The following is a 22,133-nucleotide window of genomic DNA, read 5'->3' on the forward strand; positions in this document are numbered from 1 at the left end:
CGTTCCTCGTCAGCGACTACGCCGTTACGCCACGATCGGTTGGACGAGACACTCCTTAACAATAAACTTGTACAAACTATTTGTTCTGTACAAGAATTCGCACTCAACCTCCTTGAGTGCATTCTGCAGATGAGAGCCACACAGCCATCGGGCCGTAACGCCAAGCCTGGCCGATTATGCCTGGTCCTGGGCGACCAATTATCTTTCGACCTGGCCTCATTGCAGGGGCTGGATAAAGAGCGCGATACAGTGCTGCTGGTCGAGGTGATGGAGGAAGCCAGTCATGTTCCCCATCACCCGCAAAAAATCACCCTGATTTTCAGCGCGATGCGTCACTTTGCCGAAGCCTTGCAGATGAGGGGGATCAAGGTGCAGTACGTGAAGCTGGATGATCCGGACAATACCGGTTCAGTGCCCAGTGAGTTGCACCGCTGGCAAGCACAGCTTCAACCGCATGAAATCCACCTGACAGAATGCGGCGACTGGCGTCTGGAGCAATCCATCAAGGATTGCGGCTTGGCTGTTCAGTGGCATTGCGATGATCGATTTTTGTGCTCTCGTACCGAGTTCTCTCGCTGGGCTCAGGGCAAAAAGCAGCTGCGCATGGAGTTCTTTTACCGCGAGATGCGCCGCAAGAGCCGGTTGTTGCTCAATGGTGACGGCAGCCCGGTTGGCGGCGCCTGGAACTTTGATGCAGAAAACCGCAAGGCATTGCCCAAGGGCGTCAGGCCCCCTTCGCCCGCCCGTTTTACCCCGGATGCAATCACACAAGAGGTTCTGGCGCTGGTCGCAAAACACTTCTCGGATCACTATGGTGCCCTCGGCACGTTCGATTATCCGGTGACTCACGCAGAAGCTCAGGCCCTTTGGGACTACTTCCTGGATTGGGGTTTGGCAGCTTTTGGCGACTATCAAGACGCCATGGCCAGCGATGAGCCGTTTCTGTTCCACGCCCGTATCAGCGCGGCGCTGAATATTGGCTTGCTGGATCTTCGCCAGCTGTGCAGCGATGTGGAGTCGGCGTACTGGGCCGGCAATATTGCGCTCAACGCCGCCGAAGGTTTTATTCGGCAATTGATCGGCTGGCGTGAGTATGTGCGGGGCGTGTACTGGTTGAAGATGCCTGACTATGCCCATGGCAATGCCTTCGGCAATACCAGGCCGCTGCCAGAGTTCTACTGGACAGGCAACACGCAGATGAACTGCATGCGCCAAGCCATCAACCAGAGCCTTGAGCACGCCTACGCTCACCACATCCAACGGCTGATGGTCACCGGCAATTTCGCCCTGCTCGCCGGGATCGCTCCAAGTGCAATCTGCGAGTGGTATCTGGCGATCTATATGGACGCCTTCGACTGGGTGGAGCTGCCCAACACGCTGGGTATGGTCATGCACGCTGATGGCGGCTATCTGGGTTCCAAACCCTATTGCGCGAGTGGCCAGTACATCAAACGCATGTCTGACTATTGCCGTGGCTGCGCCTACAAAGTGAGCGAAAGCACCACAGACGACGCCTGCCCGTTCAACGCGCTCTATTGGCACTTTTTGATGCGTCACGGCGACCGCCTGCGCGGTAATCAACGCATGGGCATGATCTACAAAAACCTCGACCGCATGCCTGAATCCAAACAGCAAGCGCTGTGGGACCGCGGCCAGTTGTTGCTCACTGCCTTGGACAACGGTGAATCGTTGTGAAAAAAAGTGAGCTGCCAGTCAAAACCTGCGCCACCTGCGGGCTGCTGTTTACCTGGCGCAAGAAATGGGCTCGCTGCTGGGAAGATGTGCGCTACTGCTCGGAGCGTTGTCGACGGAGCAAGAAGAAGCCAGATGGTCTGTGACATGCGAAAAACAGGCAGGCGCTGGCGATCTTGTGGTCTTGGGGATTCGCCGCTCACCTGAGCGGCGCTCCTGCAGCCTGCGTTCCTTGTCAGCGACTACGTTGCTCGCCAATCAGGATGTCTTCAAAAAACGCCCCGACCGGTTCTGTGGGGTGACACAGCTGTATTTCCAGCACCCAGACCATTTCGCTCGGGACGATCTCGATCTCTGCCAGCTTGTCCTGCCCGAACAGGGCATGGGGGAAGTCGGCAATGCGGTGCCCGGCCAGATTGCGTTCAAGGCGCCAGCCTTGGGTATGGGCACTTTGCTCTGCGAAATCATACAGCTCGCGCCCGGTCAGCCCGCGGTGCCAGGCGTCGCGGGTTTCGTCGAACACTTGGTGCAGCGCCTTGACGCAGTCCTCATACAGCCGGTGCTCACCGAAGACAAACGTGTCGCCATAATCACCTTCATAGCCGTCCCACACCGGGCCAAGGTCGACCACCGCGATGTCGGTGGCGCGCAGCGTGCGCTGTGGATCAATGCCTTGGCGCGGGGTGCGGATGGTGTCGTCGCCAAAACGTATATAGGTAGGGTGCCAGGTGTGGGATGCCCCCATGCTCTGCAAGGTCTGACTGGCCATATCGAGGGCTTGCGCGGTGGTCATGCCAACTTTCAATTGCTCAGCGATGGCGGCCAATGCCCGTACCGTTTGCTCGCGGGCTGCGAGCATGCCATCCAGTGAGTAGCGCGGACCGACTTTTTCCAGCACCGGGTCCAATGCCTTCAATGATGAAGCTGGCGGTAATGCCCCGCTGGGGACGAAAGCTTCAGCGACAAAACGATGGGCCTGTACACCCGAAGCCAGGCAGGTTTCACGCACCTGATTGATCATCGCGCTATTGCCACAGGCATAGATTTGGCTATCGGACCAGTTGTGCGGTTGTGCCTGCGCGACCTGCTGTACGCGGGCGTCTGCCGACAGCACCCGATGCCACTTAAAACGTGGATGGGCACGGCTGGCCTGCTCCAGAAACTCAGTATCGTAGAAGTCTTCTGGCGCTGAATTACCCCAATACAAGGTAACTTCGGCATCACGGTCCAACGCCGTTAGCAGCATCGGCTTGATGCCGGCATACCCGGTACCGGTGGCGAACAACACAACCGGGCGCTCATCCTCATGCTGCCAGGTGCACGCGCCGACAGGACCTTCCAGGGTGAGCACATCGCCCACTTGCAGGGCTGCCAGAATACCCTCGGAAAACAGTCCACCACTGACCTGACGAATATGAAACACACACTGACCCTGGTCCTGTGCAGGCAGATTGGCCACGGAGAAACAGCGGCTATCGCCCTCATCGAGGCGAAATCTGACGTACTGGCCGGCGCGTACTTCAAGGGGCTGAGCGGGCAGCAAGACCAGTTCAACAATATCCATGCTCAGTGCCCGCTTGCTGATCACCCGTGAGCTGACGTCCCGCACCGGCGCGTCCAACGACCAACCGGGTATTTCCAGGCGCATGTCACTGCAGGCATGGCTCTGGCACAGCAACATCTCGTCCGCCGCCAGCGGGTAGCAAGGGGCTGGCGCGTCTGGCGCGAGTTGCTTTGCGCGGTAGTGACCTGAGACCACCTTGACCTTGCACGACCCGCAAGCGCCGCGCCTGCAAGAAAACGGCACCGCGAGACCGCTGGCGAGCATGGCGTCGAGGAGTAATTGATCGGCGGCTTGAAACGATTTGCCCGAGGGCAACAACTCTACGACATGGCGGTTCTGCATAAACACCTCAGGGCAATTGAGGTTCGATTGTTGCGTTAGACTAGGACCCCAAGAACCTCCAGTTTTGGATAATTCATATGGTCCAGCTTCGCAAATGGCGCCCGCTGCTCAAACTCGATGGCGCGCAACCGCAAGCGTCATACCGAAAGATCATAGAAGGGTTAGTGAGCGCGATTGTCGAAGGCCGTCTGCGCCCCGGTACGTTGTTGCCCGGCACGCGGGAAATGGCCCGTCTGCTGGATGTCAATCGCAAGACGGTGATCCTTGCCTACGAAGAGGCAGTGACCAAAGGCTGGTTGGTCAGCCTTCAGCGTCGCGGCACGTTCGTCAGCACGCAACTGGCGCCAGGAAAGGTTGCGGCCCCCAGTGCACCCACGTCATTTGCCCTGGCGCTCAAGCCAACCCCTGCCGCGATCTATTTCGACCCGGGCGAGCAGGTCATCGCGTTGCAACATCAGGTCGGGGCGCTGTTTTTCGATAATGGCGCCTCTGACCATCGCTTGCTGCCCCAGGCAGTGCTGCACCGTTACTACCGCAACGCTTTGCGCAACAGCTTCACCACCAACACCGTGCGCCATGGCAGCGAGAGCAGCAGCCAGTACCTGCGCAACGCCCTGGCCGAAATGCTGCGCCATAATCGCGGCCTGGCGGTGGACGCGCAGCAGATTTGCCTGACCCAGGGTGTGCAGATGTCGCTGTATCTGACGGCCAGCGTGATGCTAAAACCTGGCGATGTGGTGGTGGTCGAACGCCTGAGCTACCCCCCGGCCTGGGAAATTTTCCGCCAGTTGGGCGCGCGATTGGTCACCGTGGACCTGGATGACGAAGGTTGCCGAATCGATCAACTCGCCGACTTGTGCCGGCTGCACAGCGTGCGAATGCTCTATCTCACCCCTCACCACCAGTTCCCCACCACCGTCAGCTTGCGTGCCGGGCGTCGTCAGCAACTCCTGGAATTGGCCCGGCTGCATGATTTCTGCATCATCGAAGAAGACTATGACCATGAGTACCACTTTGCCGGGCGCCCCTATTTGCCTCTGGCCAGCGACAGCGCGCAGCGTCATGTGATCTACATCGGCTCGCTGTCCAAATCGTTAGGCAGCACCTTTCGTTGCAGCTACATCGTTGCCCCGCCGGATCTCATTCAGGCCCTCGAACGCACCGCTGCGGTGACCTTGGGCCAGGGCGATGCCGTCATGCAGCGGATGCTGGGGGACTTGATCAATGACGGCGAACTGAAGAAGCATCTGCGCCGGGTCTCCAGAGAATACCGCCAGCGCCGGGACACGCTGCTCAGTTGTCTGCAAGAAGCGTTTGCCGAGCAGATATCCGTACAGGAACCGGAAGGAGGACTGGCGCTGTGGGTGAGGTTTGCTGATTCAATCGACGTGAACCTGCTGGTTGAAAAAGCCCTGGAGCTGGACCTGGTAATACGCAACGCTCGCCAGTTTTCACCCGACGGTCACCCTGAAAACGCCTTGCGCCTGGGCTTTGCCTCGCTCGATCAGGAGGAAATCCGCAGCGCTACACAGCGCCTGGCCCAGGCGGCGCAGGCCATCAAGCGGTAAAACGCATTTACAACACCTCTTTATCGACCCGGGTTTGCTCCGCAGCAATCACCCGACCATCTGCCGCTACTGGCTGCATGAGCGGCAGCGGTTGCTGTGTCACGGTATCCAGCAGTCGTGAATGGGCTTCGTGCGGCTCGAACAGGTGCTGCTCCCCCCATTGGCGCAGCGCTACTACCAGGGTAAACAGGCTCTCGCCCTTGGCTGTCAGCACGTACTCCTGATACGACGTGCCATCGGATGCCGGGCGCACCTGCAAAATATCCGCTTCAACCAGCGCCTTGAGGCGCTGGGTCAGAACACTGCGGGCCACCCCCAGGCCACTTTGAAAATCGCCAAACCGGCGCACGCCATCGAAGGCGTCGCGCACGATCAACAATGACCAGCGATCTCCAATCAAGTCGACCGTTCGTGCCACGGGGCAGGTTTGCGCTGAAAGGTTGCGGGTTTTGCTCATGCCGGTTCCTTGGTGTGTGTCGGACATCAGATCGAATCAAAAAAGCAGTTTTATTTTAAGACTGATAGACCTAGAATCAAATCGGTCTTTTTTTGAGACTAGATTACCAAAGGTTCAACTATGCCCATTGATCAATGCCTGTCCGCCCGCCCCTTGACGCCTGAACCCGCGAATACGCCCATGCCGCGTAGCCTGGTGGGGCTATTTGCCTGCGCGAGCGGGTTGAGCGTCGCTAACGTCTATTATGCCCAACCGTTACTGGATCAAGTGGCTGCTGATTTTGCCATTAGCCAGGCTGCGGTTGGCGGTGTCATCACTGCTACACAGGTCGGTAGCGTACTCGCGTTGCTGCTGATTGTGCCTCTGGGCGACCAGATGGACCGTCGCTCCTTGATGTTGATGCAGATTGCCGCCCTGATCGGCGCACTGTTCTGTGTAGGCATGACGCACTCCCCGACGGTGATGTTAGTCAGCATGCTGGCCATCGGTCTTATGGGCACGGCCATGACCCAAGGCCTGATTGCCTATGCCGCGACGGCCTGTTTGCCGCAAGAGCGCGGGCGCGTAGTGGGGACAGTTCAAGGCGGGGTCGTTATCGGTCTGCTGCTGTCACGGCTGGCCGCCGGATTGATCGCGGACATGGCCGGTTGGCGCTGGGTGTATCTGGGCGCGGCGCTGGTGATGGTGGCGCTGGCGGTTACGCTCTGCAGATCGCTGGTTTCGCAGCGTCCTTCTACGCCTCCCATGCCCTACCCTAAGCTGGTGTTTTCAATGTTCACGCTATTGAAAAACGATCGCGTCCTGCAAATCCGCGGCATGCTTGCGCTGTTTATATTTGCGGTGCTGAGCATTTTCTGGAGTGCGCTGGTTTTTCTGCTAACGAGCCCGCCCTACTCCTTTTCGCATACCACCATCGGCACCTTTGGTCTGGTCGGTGTGGTCGGTGCTTTGGCGGCGGCACGTGCAGGCGTGTTGGCGGACAAAGGGCTGGGTCAATGGACCACCGGTTTATCACTGGCGTTGCTGATACTGGCCTGGCTGATGCTTGCGCTCACCCCCTGGTCCATCCTGTGGCTGGTCCTTGGCGTAGTGGTGCTGGACCTTGGCGCCCAGGCCATTCATGTCACCAATCAGAGCATGATTTTCAGTACCAGCACGGGTTCACACAGCCGGGTGGTTGGCTGCTACATGCTGTTTTATGCCGTGGGCAGCGGCCTCGGCGCACTCGCCTCGACCACCCTCTACACACTGTATGGGTGGACGGGCGTTTGCGCGCTGGGCGCCAGCGTCAGTCTGGCAGCGCTGGTGTTCTGGAGGCTGACGCTAAAAGCCACTCAAAGCACTTGATAGCGACTTTGCACAAAGCCGTTATCGGACATCGCCGAGTCGATCAGGCGTAGTTTCTGTTCGGTGCCCAGCGGGCCAAACAAGGGGATACCCCGGCCCAGCAACACGGGAATGCGGGTGATGACGAGCTCATTGATCAGGCCAGCCGCAAGAAAAGCCTGAACGGTCTGCCCACCGTCGATGTACAGATGCTTCATACCGCGAGCCGCCAACTGCGCCACGATATCGGCCGGCTCGCCTGCCAATACTTCAACCTTGCCTTGCAAGGGTTCAGGCAGGCTCACGCCTAGACGGGAAAGCACGATGACCGCTTTATCCGCATAAGGCCACTCAGGAAATGACAGCACCTTGTCCAGGGTTTTGCGCCCCATGACCAACGCATCGATGCTGCTCATGAAGTCTTCGTAGCTGAGGCCGTTCAACGCAGGGCACTCATACTCAGGCGAGTGCAGCCACTCAATATCGCCATCTTCGCGCGCGATAAAACCGTCTACGCTGGCGGCGATAAACACCGAGCATTTGATATCCATAACCTGCAGCTCCTTTTTTTGGGCGCCGTTTATAGCATGAACGGCACCACGAAAGCTGCGCTGATTAGCGCGATAGCCCTGTGCTTAGTCACTCGCAGACGCTGATCGCTGCACGGCGATGCACTTGATCTCCACCAGTAGACCGGGCTTGGCCAGTTCACTGACGCCAATACAGGTCCATGCGCAGGTGTTGCGGGGGAACAGGCTGTCTTTCACCTGCCTGAACAACGGCATGTGCTGGTTCATGTCGATGTGATAGGTGGTCATTTCGACCACATCCTCAAAGCTACAGCCACCGGCTGCGAGCACCTGGCGAAGGTTTTCCCAGGCGGCCAAAAACTGTTGCTCGGGGTCTTCTATCACCACTAAATCCGCCGTGCGCCCGACCTGACCTGCGCAATACAGCGTTGTGCCGACTTTGACCGCAGGCGCATAACCGGCGCGCTCAGCCAGCAATTTCATGGTGTCTGGAACGATGATCTGACGATCACTCATGGTGGTCACTCCCAACCCACCGCTTTGGCGATGGGCGCAGCTTGCTGGCAAACGTTAACAGCGATTCAAGGTCGCCATTTTAGAGGGCCAAGATCACAAAAAAAAGTTTTCGGCGCTCTGAATGCAGAGCAATCGACGACACCTTGAACCACTTGGCAAATTGACAACGCGGCCTCAGATCCGATGAACACATACCCGTAGCAGTTGACGAGCTTTGCGAGGCCACGTCCGGCTGCGCAGCAGTCGTAAAACCATGCTCTGCGGTGTGTCAGTTGAACCTGAGACGTAGCCTCGCGGTGCTCGTCAACTGCGACGAAGGGTTGGGATGCTCTTTTCAAAGCGGATATCACCCTCGGGCAGGTTCTTCACAGGCTGCCAGCCAAGTGCTCGATAAAAGCCATTGGCGCGACTGGCTTCAGCGGTTTCCAGCCATATCGTGGAGTGCTGCTCAAACAGAAAAGCCTCCGCTTTCGCCATCAACAGGCGACCCAGACCGAGCCCCTCGTAGTCCGGCAAAACGAAGGCTGCAAACACGCAAGCGTCTTGCAGATCAGCCATGGAAAACCCGACTGGGGTGCCATCGACCTCGGCAACCCAAATGCAGGGGGCGTTCGCAATGACTTCGCGGATAGCCTCTGGCGTTACGCCGATGTCTGCCAATTGCTCACGTGACAAATGGTTTTCCCGAACACGGGTTCGAATTTCAAAAATGGTGTCGATATCGCCGACATTGGCAACTCTTATGGTTTTTTTCATAGCCTGTTAACTCCCTTGCAGGTCATTAATCCCCTCACAGCGTCGCTAGCGCCCTAAGCCCAACCATTGCGCCCAGCCCCGACAGACAAACAATGCCGATGGCATACGCCACGGTTCGCCAAGGCTGCCACCCTGCCAGATAGCACACGGAGTGCAACACCCGCGCCACGCTGAACACGCAGAATAGCCAAATCGTGGCACCACTCGACGTCTCCAATGCACAACACAAACCGCCCAATACAAAGAACAATGGGATGTTCTCCAGATCGTTAGCCCAGGCTTTCGCGGCGTGTGCGACTTGCGGCAATTCCTGCGGGCTGACCGGGCGTTTGAAGTAACCTGCGTCTTCACGATTGGTAAAGACCAGGGACTTGATGCGATAGAAGCCTTGATAGCAGGAAAGCGCAAACATCTTCACGCACAGCACTACCACGCAGAGCGCGTAGACACTCAACACGCCGCTCATGGCTGCGCCCTGTTTTTAAAACCATTGACCACGATGTACAGCAACGGGCCGATGGATACGAATACAGCCGTCAGCATGAAGTAAGGCAACAGCGAGACTTTAGAGCGGCCCTGCCGTTGCGCATCCCGGTACATCCATACGCACGCCAGGGCGGCCATCAAATAGAGATCAATCACCACTTGGGCGGTGTCCGGGCTGGACATCAGTGCCAGGCCAAACTCAATCAGTGGCTGATCTGCCAGCCACAGGGTATAGGCCGTGTACACAGAGAAACCCAGTAAAGCGACAAGGGCGAGGTACGGTCTTTTCATGTCTTCATCCAGGAAAACAGCAACGGCTGATGGGAGGCCCACGTTAGTGATACTTTTGCCTGCTCAGCAATGACCTCCCAGGTCATGGACTAATCCCGTTTGCACTGCCAGAGTTCGCCCATGAGCAGCCCACCGATTCAGCGCACCCCGCCCACGATCACCGCCGGCCCACTGTTGCGTGAGCTTCGCCGCCACGCCCGCTTGAGCCAGCTTGAGCTGTCTCTGATCACCGGGGTTTCCCAGCGCCATCTAAGTTGCATCGAAACCGGGCGGGCCAAGCCGAGCCCCGCCACGCTGCATCATTTATTGATGGCCCTCGAAGCGCCCCTTGAGCAGTGCAACAGTGTTTTTCTGGCGGCGGGTTATGCGCCCCGCTATGAAGCCACCCCGCTGGCCTCTCCCGCCATGGAGGCGGTACGCGAGGCCATCACTCATGTCCTGCACGCCAACAACCCGGCCCCGGCCATTGTGCTGGGCAGCCAATGGGAAGTGCTGGCCGCCAATGCCAGCACTCAAGTGCTCTTCGACCTTGTCGGCCTGCCGAGTGATTCGGCACATGGGTTGAATCTGTTAGTCACCCTGCTACAGCCCGGCGGGCTGGGTGATCATTTGATCAATGCCGACGAAATCCGCCATGTTGCCTGGCAGCGCGCTACCCGCGAGGCATTGAACAACTCGGTTCTGGCCAGAATACTGGAGCGCCTGCCCGCACCAGATGCCCCTGAAACAGGCCCCGGCGAACTCCCCCCGCTGGTGTTGACGCGTATTAAATGCCCGCAGGGCGAGCTGAACTTTATGTCCACGTTCACCACCTTCGGCATGCCGCTCGACATCACCGTCACCTCACTACGCATCGAACATTTGATTCCGGCGGATACACACACCTGGCAAGTCATGACAGCGGCATACGAGCAATCGCGCCTTTAGCCCAACTGTACCTTCGCCCAAACAATGCCTATGTAGGAATTAACCGTCAGACAAAAACATCATCACAGGTAAGTTCGCTCCTGATTTTTGCTAGATGGTTGTGACTGCATAGCCCCCTGCCTAGACTCTCTTCATGTAGGGATAAGTACTCACTTCACAATTATCCAACCTGAAACTGTCCACTCATAAAACCTCACAGCTGTTAGTTGCAGGAAGCTTCTTACAAATACTTCCTGCAACTAACCACTCAAACTCAACCCTTTATTAATCGGTATCGCCATGTCCTTGAAAGATCGCTTTGCGAAAGAACTTCGCGACCTCCAGGAGTTAGGGCGCGAGTTTGCTGAGGACAATCCGCAGTTGGCACCTTTTCTAGGGCCGGGAGCCAGCGACCCGGATGTGGCGCGCTTGATGGAGGGGTTCGCTTTTTTGACCGCCAAGCTGGCGATGAAGATTGAAGATGATCTGCCCGAACTCACTCACCCGCTGCTGCAAATGGTCGCCCCGAATGCTCTGCGGCCATTGCCCAGCACCACGCTCATGCGCTTTGAACCGGTGCAACATGCGCTCAGCGGCTCGCAGATCATCCCCAAGGGCACACTGTTGCATGCCAAGCCGGTCAATGGTGTGAACTGCACCTTCCGCACCTGTACCGACGTGCACCTGCACCCGATGGTGGTCAGCAGCGCCAGTGTCTCCCACAGCGTGCAAAAGTCCGTTATCAGACTTGAGCTGCAAGCTCTGTCGCAACAGCCCTGGAACCAGATCAACTGCGACCGGCTGGATTTCCACCTCGGCGTCAATAGCGCCAACGCGCTGGTGCTTTACCAATGGCTCTCACAGCACCTCAAGAGAATCAGCCTGGGCATCGGTGATCATCAACTCAGTTTGCCGCCAAATATCTTGAGTTTTGCCGGCTTCGATCCCGATGACGCACTGCTGCCTGGCTTTGCTCCACACCAGAACGGCTATCGCCTGCTGCAGGAGTATTTCTGCTTTCCCGAGCGTTTCCATGGGTTCACGCTCAAAGGGCTGAAGCGCCATTGGCCCGAAAAAACCAGCGAAACCGTGCGCCTGGAGCTGCATTTTTCAAAACCGCTGCCCGCTTCAGTAGAGATCAGCCCCGAGACGTTCTGCCTGTACTGCACCCCAGCCATCAACCTGTTTGAGCACCCGGCCGAGCCGATCCTGCTGGACGGTGCAGAACTGAATCAAATCGTACGCCCGCGCACCCGGCGCCCGGAGGCTTACAGTATTTTCAGCGTTGATCAGGTGAGCGCCCGTCAGCGTGACCCCGAGTCACTACAGCCCGAGCGGCGTTTCGAACCTTACCAGTCGCTGGCCCATCGCGTCGAAACTGCCAGCGAACAAGAAGCGGCCTATTACAACCTGGCGATTGAATCCGAGCTGCTGACGCAACAGGCCAGGCACACCCTCAGCCTGATACATGGCAATCAGCGCCCTTACCTGGGCCAGCGCGAAGAACTCAATATTGCCTTGACCTGCACCAACAATGACGTGCCCCAGCAACTGGAAATCGGCGATATCTGCCTGGTGACACAAACCACACCGGCCTTTGCCACTTACCGCAACCTGACCCGGCCGACACCTCAATACCCGCCCGTGTTTGACGGTGAAGCGCATTGGGCGCTGATCTCCAACCTGTCGCTGAACCGATTGTCCCTCACCTCACCCGCCGCGTTGAAGGCAGTGTTGCAGGTCTACGACTTCATCGCCCCCCATGACCTGCAGCATCAGCGGGCCACCCAGCACCGCTTGAACGGCATCAAAAAGGTCAGCAACCAGCCCATAGACTATGTGTTCAAGGGCATCCCGATGCGGGGCAGCCAAACCACGCTCTGTGTCGATCCGGCAGCCTTCAGTGGCGAGGGCGATTTACAGGTGTTCGGCAGTGTCCTGTCGCACTTTATGGCGTTATACGCCAGCAACCAGTCTTTTCACCTTTTACACATGGTCAATATTGCTCGCGATACCGCGTTCACCTGGCCTGTTCAAACTGGCCAACAAGCCAACATTTAAACGTGTTAACGGGTGTCTATTTATAAAAACAGACCTGTCAAATAAACAACGAGACGTCATAGACGAATAAACATAAAAGCATCTTGTCTTTGACAACAATAAAACAGGCAATTCAAGCCTGACAAGCGTACCTACAAACACTTGCACGTTTATTTAACCGTGGGCACTTACATGCCCGAACACTCATTAATTAAATCTGCCCATGCACTTAATATGCGGGAGCCTTCATGCCCTCTTCACAGGATGTGCGATTTACCTTCAGTTCAACAGCCGACATTGCCTTTGAGGTGGTGTCATTTGAACTGAGCGAAGGCATCTCTGAACTTTTCTGTTTAAACGTTGAATTGATCAGTGAATCCGCCACTGCCGATTTCGCCACCCTGCTGGACAAACCCGCCACACTGACCCTCTTTCAGGGCGGTCTGCCCGTGCGGTACGTACACGGCTTGATCAGCCAGTTCGAGCAAGGTAAAACCGGCTTTCGTCGCACCTGTTATCGCGCCCGTATCGAGCCCGAGCTGGCCCGCGCCAACCTGCAATCGGACTGGCGCATCTTTCAGCAGCGCAGCGTGCCGCAGATTCTCCAGCAGTTGTTCAAGGATCGCCACTGGGGCGCGTGTACCCAGCGCCTGACCGAACCTCATCAAACACGCGAGTTCTGCGTTCAGGCCGGCGAGCTGGACCTGGCGTTTTATCAGCGCCTGGCCGCCGAAGAAGGCCTGCTGTCGATTTTTCAACACAGTGAGGCCGGGCATTCGTTGATTCTGGCTGACCACATCGCCACCTTCGGCATTTTGCAGGATGAGCCGTTGGTGTACGCGCCCAACCCCGGCGGTGATCCCGCGCAACCGGCACTGCACAGTTTTACCTACCGCGAACAGGTACGTAGCAGCGAGCAGACTCAGCGCGATTACACCTTCACCCACCCGCGTTACAACCTGGAGCAACAAGAACAGGCGATGCATCTGGACCATCAATCCAGCGGCTATGAACGCTACGACTACCCCGGCCGGTACAAACATGACGACGCCGGCAAACCCTTCACCTGCACCCGCCTGTTGGCCTTGCGCAGCGACGCGCGCACGGTTGAAGTGACGGGTGATGATGCGCGGCTGGTGCCGGGTTTGGCCTTTGATCTGGTCGGCCACCCGCGCGAAGACATGAACATCGGCTGGCGCGCCGTGCACATCCACCACAGCGGGCAGCAGCACACCGCCCTGGAAGAAGAGTCCGCCGACAGCCATGTCGGCACTCGCTACAACCTGACCGCCACCCTGATCCCGGACACCCTGCAATGGCAAGCCCCGCTGCTGCCCAAGCCGTGCATCGAAGGCCCGCAAATCGCCACGGTGGTCGGCCCGGCCAATGAAGAAGTCTATTGCGATGAGCATGCCCGGGTGCGTCTGCAGTTCCCTTGGGACCGCGAAGACCGCAACGATGACCGCAGCTCTTGCTGGGTGCGGGTGTGCCAGAGCTGGGCCGGGGCGGGTTGGGGCCATGTGGCGTTGCCGCGTATAGGTCAAGAGGTGCTGGTGGCGTTCCTGCATGGGGACCCCGACCAGCCGATGGTGATGGGCCGCAGTTACCACGCCATCAACCGCACACCTTACAAACTCCCGGAATTCAAGGCCATTAGCCCGATCCGCAGCAAGGAGCTGCACGGCCAACGCCACAACGAACTGCGCCTTGATGACACCCATGGCCAAATCAGCGCCACGCTGATGACCGACCATCAGCACACAGCGCTGAACACGGGCTTCTTGACCCATCCGCGCCCGGATGGCGGAGCGCCTCGTGGCGAAGGTTTTGAATTGCGTACCGACGCCCACGGTGTGGTGCGTGCGGGCGGCGGCTTGTTGCTGACGACCCAGCTTCGCGCCCGCGCCGTCGCCCATCACACCGACCTGCCCGAATGCGCCGAGCAACTCAGCATTGCGCAGCAACATCACGCTACCTTTTCCCAACTGGCCCGCGACCATCTGGCCCAGGAAAGCGGCGATCAAGATGAAGTCGCGCAGGCACTCAGTGACCAGCATGCGGCCATTCGCGGCACAGGCGGCAACCCGAGCGCCAACCAGTTCCCGGAGCTGAGCGAACCCTATCTGGTGCTGCACAGCCCTGCCGGAATCGCCAGCAGCACACCGCAATCCACTCACTTGACCAGCGGCGAGCACCTGGCCCTGACCAGTGGCGGCCACACCAGCCTGGCCATCGGCAAACGCCTGCTGATCAGCGCCAGCCGCGGCGTGCGCACTTTCGTCCAAAGTATGGGCTGGCGACTGGTCGCGGCCTCTGGCGACATTGACATTCGCGCTCTCAAAGACAACATCAACCTGCTGGCCAAGCTCAACATCACCGCCACAGCCGAACGCATCACCCTCAGCGCCAAAGAAGAACTGGTAATCAAGGCCGCAGGCAGCACTACCACCTATAACGCCGGTGGCATCATCCACACCACTAGCGGCCAATACATCGCCCATGCCAGTAACTTTGCCTATAAAAACGCGCAAAACCAGGCCGCGGCGTTTCCCCAAGACCTCAAAAGCGGTACCGGGAATCTGGAGTTGCTTCAGCAGTATGCCAATGGGTTGGCGTTCAAGGGGGGCCAATACCAGGTAGAAGATGCTCTAGGGCAGGTGTTCAAAGGCGTGCTGGATGCCAATGGATTTGCAGCCGTGGCGGGGTTGGCGCCCGGCCCGGCCAACGTCCAGTTCAACAAAGACCCGGTTGATGTCTGGACCGATCCGGGTTTCCCCGGGCCCCATGAACAAATCGAAACCACCACCGCTGACACCACCCGCACCCACCTGCCGGTTCAGGCCCGAGCAGTGCTTGAGACAGTACTCAACACCCCACCGTCTAAAAACGCGCTGAAGGCAGCAGCTCTCAGCAAAATGCCCTCGTCCGTCAAAACCCTCGCAGGCAGCAGCGATGCTTCCGGACAGCGGCCCGGCAACCCGGAGAAATCATCATGAATTCTCCTGCCACTCGCCCACGGCAATCGGCCAACAGCCCAATCAATACGGTCACCAAAGACGATATCGAGGCAAGCAAGGAAAAGCTCGACCAATGGCTGCGCAAGCTCACCAACGATACGGTCAGCTGGAACATGGTGCACGCCGCTGGCTCGGTGATTCCCGGGGTCGGTACAGTCTTTGCGGGGATTGATGCCATTGGCGATCTGCTCACGCTGATCGAAGGTGACCGCGAGGATTTCCTCACTTGGGTGAGCCTGGGTATCAATGTGGTCGGGTTGGTCTCGTTCCCCGGCGTCGGTCCTGCCCGGCTTGCGGTGCGCACCACGCTGTCCACGGTGCGCAAAAACGGTCTGGCGGCCATCTCAGCAGCCATGCTTACCGCCCTCGAAGAGAATCTCAACGACAAAACCCGAGGCGCACTCGAAGACTTTGCCGCCGCCATTCAAACCCGTCTCAGCGAGCTGTTGGCGAAAATCGCCGCCGAAATCAGCAAAGCCTGTGCCGCCTTCGCCCAGATGCTCAGGAGCATCGCCAGCGATGACGGACAGAAGACGCTGGCAAACAAGACTAAAACTGCGTCTCTGTTCGCAGGCCCGCTGTTCGCCATTGGGGCGCATTTTTTAATCGACGACAGACTGCTCTCCAAAAGCACCTGCCAAGAGCTGCTCAGCGTGGCCAAGAGTGCCGACGATATCGGCAAGCTGACCGCGCAAAAGGTCACGTCGCTGGGCGATGCGGGAAAAATCGGCAGTATTGGCAATTTGATTGCCGAACTGGTCTGCGCCCTCGCCCGCCGCAAGCGCCGCGGCACCCAGCCAGCAAGCGTCGCACCACAACACGTCAGCCACGCCCAGGCCCAAACTGGCCAACGGGGGATGGTGACTCAAAACACTCAACGTCACACCGACAGAGATCCCGGCTGCAAAAACAAAACCGCCTCAAGCACCGGTTGCAGCATCAGCTTCGCCACGGGTAGCGAAACCGTCGCACACGCTGACTTTTCCCTGCCCGGACCCTTCCCGGTTGAATGGGTGCGCACCTACCGTTCAAGCCTCGACGCCCTGGATCACGGCAGCCTCGGCGCACGCTGGATCACCCCCTTCACGACCCGCATCACGGTCAACGACACAGGCCTGATCTACCTCGGTGCCGACGGGCGCAACCATCGCTATCCCAACCCCAAGCTCGGCAAACATCACTACGACGCTGTTGAAGGCGTACTGCTGGTTCGCAACTCAGCCACCACCCTGGTCATCGCCCGCGGCCACGACAGCCAGGAACACTACCAGCAGTTGAGCGATCACTACGCCCTTAGTGAAATCACCCTGCGCGGCGGCGCCCGCATCACCCTGCACTATGACCACCAGCACGCAGGCCAGGCGGTGCTGTCGGACCTGATCACCTATCAGGGCGACACCCCGCACCAGCATATCCACACCCAACTCGACGACAACGGCCGCATCAACGCCCTGTGGCTGATGCACGAAGGCGCGCCCTTGCGCCAACTGGCGGGCTACGACTATGACGAACACGGCGATCTGCGCGCTGCCCGCGACGAAAACGCCGCGCAGTGGGCGTATCAATATCAGCATCACCTGATCACCCGCTACACCGACCGCACCGGGCGCGGTATGAACCTGCAATGGCAAGGCGACGGTCCGGACGCCAAAGCCGTGCGCGAGTGGGCCGACGACGGCAGCTACGACACCCGCCTGGAATGGGACGCCAACATCCGTCTCACCTACGTCACCGATGCCCTGGGCCAAGAGACCTGGCACTACTACGACATCCTCGGCTACACCTATCGCATCATTTACCCCGACGGCAACGAAGAATGGCTGTTTCGCGACGCCGCCAAAAACGTCACCCGCCATATCCACACCGATGGCAGCACCGATTCATATGCCTACGATGAGCGCGGCAACCTGCTGCAACACACCCGCGCCGACGGCAGCAGCATTCACCACGCCTACGACGACCAGGACCAGCGCTTCAAGACCCGCGATGCCGAAGGCGGCCTGTGGAAATACGACTACGACCCGCGCGGCAACATCATCGAAACCCTCGACCCCCTGGAGAACACAACCTGCTACGCCTACAACAGCGACAACCTGCCGGTGCTCATCACCGACTCCCTCGGCGGCAGCAAACACCTGGCCTACAACGCCGACGGCCAACTGACCCGCTACACCGACTGCTCGGGCAAAGTCAGCCAGTGGCAGTACAACGCCCTCGGCCAGCTCAGCCGGTTTACCGACGCTGCGGGCAACATCACCGCCTACCATTACAGCGCCGGGCAACTGGTGCGCCTGACCCTGCCAGACAACACCGAAGAGCATTTCGAGCGCAACGCCGAAGGCCGCCTGCTCAGCCACACCGACGCCCTGCGCCAGCGCACAGTGTGGCACTACAACGAAGCCGGGTTGATCCAGCAACGCCTGCAGGCCGACGGCAGCACCCTGGCCTACCGCTGGGACAAGCTCGGCCAATTACTGGAACTGCGTAACGAGAACAACAGCACAGCCACCTTCGCCTACGACCCGGCAGGCAAACTGCTGAGCGAAACCGGCTTCGACCGGCAAACCATTCACTACCAGTACGAGAACGGTAGCCAACAGCCGACCCACCGATCCGACGGCGACCGGGTCTGGCGATACGACTACGATCCGCTCGGCCGTCTGAGCGCCCGCCACGCCGCCTACCAGGGTGGTAAGCAATGGCAAACCGAAACCTTTGCTTACGATGGCAACGGCAACTTGCTGCTGGCCACCAACCCGACCTGCAAACTGCAGTGGTTTTACGATGCCGCGGGCAACAACACCCGCGAACATCAGCACCTGCACCTCTACAAACCCTGCCACGTTGCCATCTGGCAGCACGAGTACGACGCCCTCAACCAACGCATCGCCACCACCCGCCCCGACGGCCACCGGGTCAGTTGGCTGACCTACGGCAGCGGCCACTTGCTGGCGATGAAAGTCGACGACATCGAACTGCTCAGCTACCAGCGCGACGACCTGCACCGCGAAATCGTCCGCCACCAAGGCAACGGCCTGCAACAGCGCCAGAGCTGGACGCCCAACGGCCAGTTAAAGGAACAGACCGTAGCCCTTAGCGGCTCAAGCACGCGCCTGCTGGTGCGCAACTACCGCTATGACGATGCCGGGCAATTGACCGACCTGCACGACAACCGCCGTGGCGACATCAACTACCGTTACGACCCGCTCGGCCGCCTGCTCGGGGCCAGCAGCCAGCACAAAGAAGAAACCTTCGCCTTCGATCCGGCCAGCAACCTGCTCGACCCCAAGGCCCCGCGCCGGCCCATACACCACCCGCCGCCCAAGCTCCTCGATAACCTGCTGCGCGACTACGCCGGCCAGCACTACACCTACGATGTGCGCGGCAACCTGCTTGAACGCCTCGACAACGGCAAAAAAGCTCGCTTCACCTGGGACCTCTACGACCGCCTGACCCGCTACGAAGACGACCGCCTGACCGCCGAATTCGCCTACGACGCCCTGGGGCGACGCGTAGCCAAATACTCCAAAGCCCACTGCCCGCCCAGCCCCGGCGCCGGCCCGGCGTGGATCGAGCAGCAACAGCGCACGCTCAACGCCCAATACGACTGCGGCCAAAACATCTACGGCTGGGACGGCGACACCCTCGCCTATGAAACGCGCTACAGCGATAACCCCGGCGAACGACGCCTGATCCACTACTTCTACGAACCGGGCAGCTTCATCCCCGTCGCCCAAACCGTCGAAAACCGCAGCCTGTCGCTAGTGCGCGAGCCAAGCCATGAAAACGGCTACCACATCGACCGCGACCCGCTGTGGCAACACCAACCCGTGGCGAAACCGTTCAACGCCATGGCCTGGTACCAATGCGACCACCTCGGCACGCCCATGGAACTCACCGACCAACGCGGCGAGATTGCCTGGAGTGGGACCTATCAAGCGTGGGGGTTGGCCAAAGAAAAGCGTACCGACAGCGCAACTCGCGAAAACATCCGCAACCCGTTGCGCTTTCAAGGGCAGTACTTCGACACCGAAACCGGGCTGCACTACAACCGCTATCGGTACTATGATCCGCAGGTCGGGAGGTTTATCAGCAAGGATCCGATCGGGTTTGCGGGTGGGCTGAATGTCTATGCGTATGCGCCGAATCCGGTGGGGTGGGTTGATCCGCTGGGGTTGGCTAAATCTGGACGCTGGCAGCCAGTTGGAAATGGAAGGATTCGCATTGATCCACCTCACGTTGAGAATATAAATCAGCAAATACATGCACACTGTGAATGCAAATCCAGACGCAAAGAAATAGTCATAAATCAAGATGGCACACAAAGTCACGGCTCTCGCGGAGATATTTCGGGATTAACCAGGCATGAAAAAGATTTTTTGAAAGAAAAGGGTTTTGACATATGAATAATCTGAAAACGTTCGCCATCTACGGAACTGCCGAAAGTACCTATCAAGATATAAAACTTGATGAAATATCAATAGTGGCCGATGCCCAAACACTCAGATTAATCGGGAGTTTTCTTACTAATTCAGCTAAAAAAATGGAGGCCAACGATCTGGAACACATACACTTTCAGGATATTGTTAAAAATTTCTCACATGAGAATCACGTGGACATTATTGTTATTAATAAAGATGTAGTCCTGACAACAAAATGATCCAGTTGAGACGAAGCTTATTATTCGACTCAGCGACACCGCCGACTATGGCGGAGCCGTCATCGAATCCATCCTCCACACCAAGCTCAACGGCAATTTGGTGATGAGCCCCTTATGCAAGGGGCCGTTCCATATTGTCGAGAGCGGAAGCACCTATTTCGTCAACGGAGTTCCTGTCGCCAAGGACGGCATGAAGACAGCCTGCGGGGTACCAGCCTGCTGCATCTCTCCCCCCATGAAACCCGCCGACCAACACGGCACAACCCCTACCCTGCAAACCTAAAACCGATCAACACTCCCACCCCGCATAACCCATCGTCTTTTAACGCCAGACAGTGGCCGTTTGGTGCCAACGGTGCGTACTATGACGCCCGTTTCAATAACGCGATCCAAGCGCCCCATACGGCGGTGTATGCCTTGCGCTGACACCTTTTGACTCTTTTGAGAACAGCATGACTTTTGACTTCGATACGCTGCTGGATCGTGCCGGCAGCGGCAGTAAAAAATGGGGCCGCTATCCGGATGAGGTTCTGCCGATGTGGGTCGCGGACATGGATTTTGCCGTCGCGCCGGTCATTCAACAGACCTTGCAACAGCGCATCGCACACCCTGCTTTCGGTTATTGCCTGGCTACCGACGCGTTGCGCCACACGCTGGTTGATTACCTTTGGCATAACTATGCCTGGCGGATCGAACCTCAGGATCTGGTGTTTCTGCCGGGTATCGAACCCGGCGTCAGTATGGCGCTGCGCTCATTGATCGAACCGGGGGCGGGGGTGGTTGTGCAGACCCCAAACTATTCGCCGCTGCGTAATGCCGCCAGCCATTGGCGGTTGCCAAGCATTGAGTTGCCGTTCCAGGCCGATGTCCAAGGCCACTGCTATACCGATATCCCGGCACTGCACGAGGCATTGGCCAGCGCCGGTGCGCTGCTGTTGAGCAACCCGCACAATCCGTTGGGCAAAAGCTTTTCTGCCAGCGAACTGACAGATATTGGTCATGCCTGTGTCGAGCACAATGCGCTGATCATCAGCGACGAAATTCACGCCGATCTGCAATTTGATGGTCTGCGCCATGTGCCTATTGCGTCACTTGATCCGCAGTTCGCGCACCGCACGGTGACTCTGATGTCGGCCAGCAAGGCCTATAACATTGCCGGTCTGAAGACCGCGTTTGCGGTGATCCAGAACCCGCAGCTACGTGAGCGGTTTGATAACGCCCGCGCCGGCATGGTCGACAGTGTAAATGCCTTGGGTCTGGAAGCCACTCGCGCCGCCTACGCCGATGCTAAACCGTGGTTGATCGAGCTGCTGGCTTACCTGCAGGGTAACCGTGATTATCTGCTTGAGGCCGTGCGCTCGCGGCTGCCGGGCATTACCCTGCGCGCGCCGCAAAGCACTTACCTGGCCTGGCTGGACTGCTCAGCCCTGGGCCTGGACGACCCGCAACGCTTTTTCCTCGAAGAAGCCAAGGTTGCCCTGAGCGCCGGGACTGAGTTCGGCGCAGCCTGTCAGCAATTTGTACGGCTCAATTTCGGTTGCCCGCGCTCGACCCTGGAAGAAGGTCTGGCGCGGATGGAACGCAGCTTGCGGGGCACCACAAAACCGTAGGAGCGAGCTTGCCTCGCGATCTTTTGAGGTTAAAAGACCGCAGCCTTCGTACCTCGACAGCGACTACAGTTGCGTAGCGCTTTACGGTAGGTCCCAAATATGGCGGCAAACAACACCCTACAAGCCACCGGTGGCAGGCCGATGCGCAACCTGCCACGCTTGAGGTCGAGCAGTTCGTTGATTTCAGCGAGCATGTCACTACGCTCAGAGAGCAAAACAAGTGCACGCCGGCAGGCGATCTCACCGGCAGCCGTCAGCTAAACTTTGTGACCGGCGCGGTTAAACAAGGGCATGCCTAACTCGTCTTCAAGGGACTTGAACGCCTTGCTGACGCAGAATTGGTTTTTGCCTATCTTTAGCCCACCCCGGCGA

At 58.5% G+C, this 22,133-nt stretch carries 18 protein-coding genes and 1 pseudogene; 11 read left to right on the forward strand and 8 right to left on the reverse strand.

Annotation, left to right across the window (positions count from 1 at the left end; all coding sequences use genetic code 11):
• Positions 1-129 precede the first annotated feature (129 nt).
• Both ACJJU9_RS13450 and ACJJU9_RS13455 read left to right on the forward strand, forming a co-directional pair.
• Positions 130-1,695 carry a cryptochrome/photolyase family protein gene (locus ACJJU9_RS13450; protein ID WP_407728709.1) on the forward strand — a complete coding sequence of 522 codons (1,566 nt, stop codon included), beginning with the start codon at positions 130-132 and terminating at the stop codon, positions 1,693-1,695.
• Positions 1,692-1,838: a DUF2256 domain-containing protein gene (locus tag ACJJU9_RS13455; protein WP_407728710.1), complete on the forward strand. Its 147-nt coding sequence runs from the start codon at positions 1,692-1,694 to the stop codon at positions 1,836-1,838. Before ACJJU9_RS13450 ends, ACJJU9_RS13455 begins: the two co-directional genes overlap by 4 nt.
• Positions 1,839-1,927: 89 nt before the next feature.
• Here ACJJU9_RS13455 and ACJJU9_RS13460 read toward each other — a convergent pair whose 3' ends face one another.
• Positions 1,928-3,598, reverse strand: a complete 1,671-nt coding sequence (locus ACJJU9_RS13460) for a M24 family metallopeptidase (RefSeq protein ID WP_407728711.1) — start codon at positions 3,596-3,598, stop codon at positions 1,928-1,930.
• A 77-nt stretch (positions 3,599-3,675) separates the two neighbouring features.
• Between ACJJU9_RS13460 and ACJJU9_RS13465 the strand changes: the two genes are divergently transcribed.
• Positions 3,676-5,166 carry a PLP-dependent aminotransferase family protein gene (locus ACJJU9_RS13465; RefSeq protein ID WP_407728712.1) on the forward strand — a complete coding sequence of 497 codons (1,491 nt, stop codon included), beginning with the start codon at positions 3,676-3,678 and terminating at the stop codon, positions 5,164-5,166.
• Positions 5,167-5,173: 7 nt separating this feature from the next.
• On the opposite strand, the gene ACJJU9_RS13470 is transcribed toward ACJJU9_RS13465, so the two are convergent.
• A complete protein-coding gene (locus tag ACJJU9_RS13470; RefSeq protein WP_273218382.1) occupies positions 5,174-5,623 on the reverse strand; it encodes a helix-turn-helix domain-containing protein in 450 nt (149 codons plus the stop codon).
• A gap of 120 nt (positions 5,624-5,743) precedes the next feature.
• Between ACJJU9_RS13470 and ACJJU9_RS13475 the strand changes: the two genes are divergently transcribed.
• Positions 5,744-6,970, forward strand: coding sequence for an MFS transporter (locus tag ACJJU9_RS13475; protein ID WP_407728713.1), 1,227 nt, complete (start codon positions 5,744-5,746; stop codon positions 6,968-6,970).
• On the opposite strand, the gene ACJJU9_RS13480 is transcribed toward ACJJU9_RS13475, so the two are convergent.
• The 5 genes from ACJJU9_RS13480 to ACJJU9_RS13500 all read right to left on the reverse strand — a co-directional run bounded on the left by ACJJU9_RS13480 (position 6,958) and on the right by ACJJU9_RS13500 (position 9,528).
• A complete protein-coding gene (locus ACJJU9_RS13480) occupies positions 6,958-7,500 on the reverse strand; it encodes a dihydrofolate reductase family protein (RefSeq protein WP_048373459.1) in 543 nt (180 codons plus the stop codon). The two genes, ACJJU9_RS13475 and ACJJU9_RS13480, sit on opposite strands and share 13 nt — an antisense overlap.
• 84 nt (positions 7,501-7,584) lie before the next feature.
• Complete coding sequence (locus ACJJU9_RS13485; RefSeq protein ID WP_153350635.1) at positions 7,585-7,995, reverse strand: RidA family protein; 411 nt, start codon at positions 7,993-7,995, stop codon at positions 7,585-7,587.
• A 303-nt stretch (positions 7,996-8,298) separates the two neighbouring features.
• On the reverse strand, positions 8,299-8,751 hold the full coding sequence (locus tag ACJJU9_RS13490; protein ID WP_407728714.1) for an N-acetyltransferase family protein: 453 nt from the start codon (positions 8,749-8,751) through the stop codon (positions 8,299-8,301).
• Positions 8,752-8,785: 34 nt separating this feature from the next.
• Positions 8,786-9,217, reverse strand: a complete 432-nt coding sequence (locus ACJJU9_RS13495) for an MAPEG family protein (RefSeq protein ID WP_407728715.1) — start codon at positions 9,215-9,217, stop codon at positions 8,786-8,788.
• Positions 9,214-9,528, reverse strand: coding sequence for a DUF2834 domain-containing protein (locus tag ACJJU9_RS13500; RefSeq protein WP_407728716.1), 315 nt, complete (start codon positions 9,526-9,528; stop codon positions 9,214-9,216). Before ACJJU9_RS13500 ends, ACJJU9_RS13495 begins: the two co-directional genes overlap by 4 nt.
• A gap of 120 nt (positions 9,529-9,648) precedes the next feature.
• On the opposite strand from ACJJU9_RS13500, the gene ACJJU9_RS13505 reads away from it, so the two are divergent.
• The 7 genes from ACJJU9_RS13505 to ACJJU9_RS13535 all read left to right on the forward strand — a co-directional run bounded on the left by ACJJU9_RS13505 (position 9,649) and on the right by ACJJU9_RS13535 (position 21,761).
• On the forward strand, positions 9,649-10,455 hold the full coding sequence (locus ACJJU9_RS13505; RefSeq protein WP_407728717.1) for a helix-turn-helix domain-containing protein: 807 nt from the start codon (positions 9,649-9,651) through the stop codon (positions 10,453-10,455).
• A gap of 279 nt (positions 10,456-10,734) precedes the next feature.
• Positions 10,735-12,495, forward strand: coding sequence for a type VI secretion system baseplate subunit TssF (tssF, locus tag ACJJU9_RS13510; protein ID WP_407728718.1), 1,761 nt, complete (start codon positions 10,735-10,737; stop codon positions 12,493-12,495).
• A 227-nt stretch (positions 12,496-12,722) separates the two neighbouring features.
• Positions 12,723-15,470 carry a type VI secretion system Vgr family protein gene (locus tag ACJJU9_RS13515; protein WP_407728719.1) on the forward strand — a complete coding sequence of 916 codons (2,748 nt, stop codon included), beginning with the start codon at positions 12,723-12,725 and terminating at the stop codon, positions 15,468-15,470.
• The gene (locus ACJJU9_RS13520) at positions 15,467-19,897 is read left to right on the forward strand and encodes an RHS repeat-associated core domain-containing protein (protein WP_407728720.1); all 4,431 of its coding nucleotides are present in this window, start codon (positions 15,467-15,469) and stop codon (positions 19,895-19,897) included. Before ACJJU9_RS13515 ends, ACJJU9_RS13520 begins: the two co-directional genes overlap by 4 nt.
• Positions 19,894-20,151 carry a hypothetical protein gene (locus ACJJU9_RS13525; protein ID WP_407728721.1) on the forward strand — a complete coding sequence of 86 codons (258 nt, stop codon included), beginning with the start codon at positions 19,894-19,896 and terminating at the stop codon, positions 20,149-20,151. Before ACJJU9_RS13520 ends, ACJJU9_RS13525 begins: the two co-directional genes overlap by 4 nt.
• A 19-nt stretch (positions 20,152-20,170) precedes the next feature.
• A complete protein-coding gene (locus ACJJU9_RS13530; RefSeq protein ID WP_323369748.1) occupies positions 20,171-20,434 on the forward strand; it encodes a PAAR domain-containing protein in 264 nt (87 codons plus the stop codon).
• A gap of 169 nt (positions 20,435-20,603) precedes the next feature.
• Entirely contained in the window at positions 20,604-21,761 is a 1,158-nt protein-coding gene (locus ACJJU9_RS13535) for a MalY/PatB family protein (RefSeq protein ID WP_407728722.1), read from the forward strand.
• 80 nt (positions 21,762-21,841) lie between these two features.
• Here the strand turns inward: ACJJU9_RS13535 and ACJJU9_RS13540 are convergent.
• A pseudogene (locus tag ACJJU9_RS13540) lies at positions 21,842-22,102 on the reverse strand (LysR family transcriptional regulator); the annotation flags it as partial.
• Positions 22,103-22,133 lie beyond the last annotated feature (31 nt).

Source organism: Pseudomonas helleri (genome assembly GCF_045830615.1).
Classification (GTDB): Bacteria; Pseudomonadota; Gammaproteobacteria; order Pseudomonadales; family Pseudomonadaceae; genus Aquipseudomonas; species Aquipseudomonas helleri.

What these genes read in the sequence shown, in the direction of transcription:
- ACJJU9_RS13520 (WP_407728720.1), top strand. Translation starts at nt 15,467, where the DNA reads ATGAATTCTCCTGCCACTCGCCCACGGCAATCGGCCAACAGCCCAATC.
- ACJJU9_RS13450 (WP_407728709.1), top strand. Translation starts at nt 130, where the DNA reads ATGAGAGCCACACAGCCATCGGGCCGTAACGCCAAGCCTGGCCGATTA.
- ACJJU9_RS13475 (WP_407728713.1), top strand. Translation starts at nt 5,744, where the DNA reads ATGCCCATTGATCAATGCCTGTCCGCCCGCCCCTTGACGCCTGAACCC.
- ACJJU9_RS13525 (WP_407728721.1), top strand. Translation starts at nt 19,894, where the DNA reads ATGAATAATCTGAAAACGTTCGCCATCTACGGAACTGCCGAAAGTACC.
- ACJJU9_RS13500 (WP_407728716.1), bottom strand. Translation starts at nt 9,528, where the DNA reads ATGAAAAGACCGTACCTCGCCCTTGTCGCTTTACTGGGTTTCTCTGTG.
- ACJJU9_RS13460 (WP_407728711.1), bottom strand. Translation starts at nt 3,598, where the DNA reads ATGCAGAACCGCCATGTCGTAGAGTTGTTGCCCTCGGGCAAATCGTTT.
- ACJJU9_RS13485 (WP_153350635.1), bottom strand. Translation starts at nt 7,995, where the DNA reads ATGAGTGATCGTCAGATCATCGTTCCAGACACCATGAAATTGCTGGCT.
- ACJJU9_RS13495 (WP_407728715.1), bottom strand. Translation starts at nt 9,217, where the DNA reads ATGAGCGGCGTGTTGAGTGTCTACGCGCTCTGCGTGGTAGTGCTGTGC.
- ACJJU9_RS13535 (WP_407728722.1), top strand. Translation starts at nt 20,604, where the DNA reads ATGACTTTTGACTTCGATACGCTGCTGGATCGTGCCGGCAGCGGCAGT.
- tssF (WP_407728718.1), top strand. Translation starts at nt 10,735, where the DNA reads ATGTCCTTGAAAGATCGCTTTGCGAAAGAACTTCGCGACCTCCAGGAG.
- ACJJU9_RS13470 (WP_273218382.1), bottom strand. Translation starts at nt 5,623, where the DNA reads ATGAGCAAAACCCGCAACCTTTCAGCGCAAACCTGCCCCGTGGCACGA.
- ACJJU9_RS13515 (WP_407728719.1), top strand. Translation starts at nt 12,723, where the DNA reads ATGCCCTCTTCACAGGATGTGCGATTTACCTTCAGTTCAACAGCCGAC.
- ACJJU9_RS13465 (WP_407728712.1), top strand. Translation starts at nt 3,676, where the DNA reads ATGGTCCAGCTTCGCAAATGGCGCCCGCTGCTCAAACTCGATGGCGCG.
- ACJJU9_RS13490 (WP_407728714.1), bottom strand. Translation starts at nt 8,751, where the DNA reads ATGAAAAAAACCATAAGAGTTGCCAATGTCGGCGATATCGACACCATT.
- ACJJU9_RS13480 (WP_048373459.1), bottom strand. Translation starts at nt 7,500, where the DNA reads ATGGATATCAAATGCTCGGTGTTTATCGCCGCCAGCGTAGACGGTTTT.
- ACJJU9_RS13505 (WP_407728717.1), top strand. Translation starts at nt 9,649, where the DNA reads ATGAGCAGCCCACCGATTCAGCGCACCCCGCCCACGATCACCGCCGGC.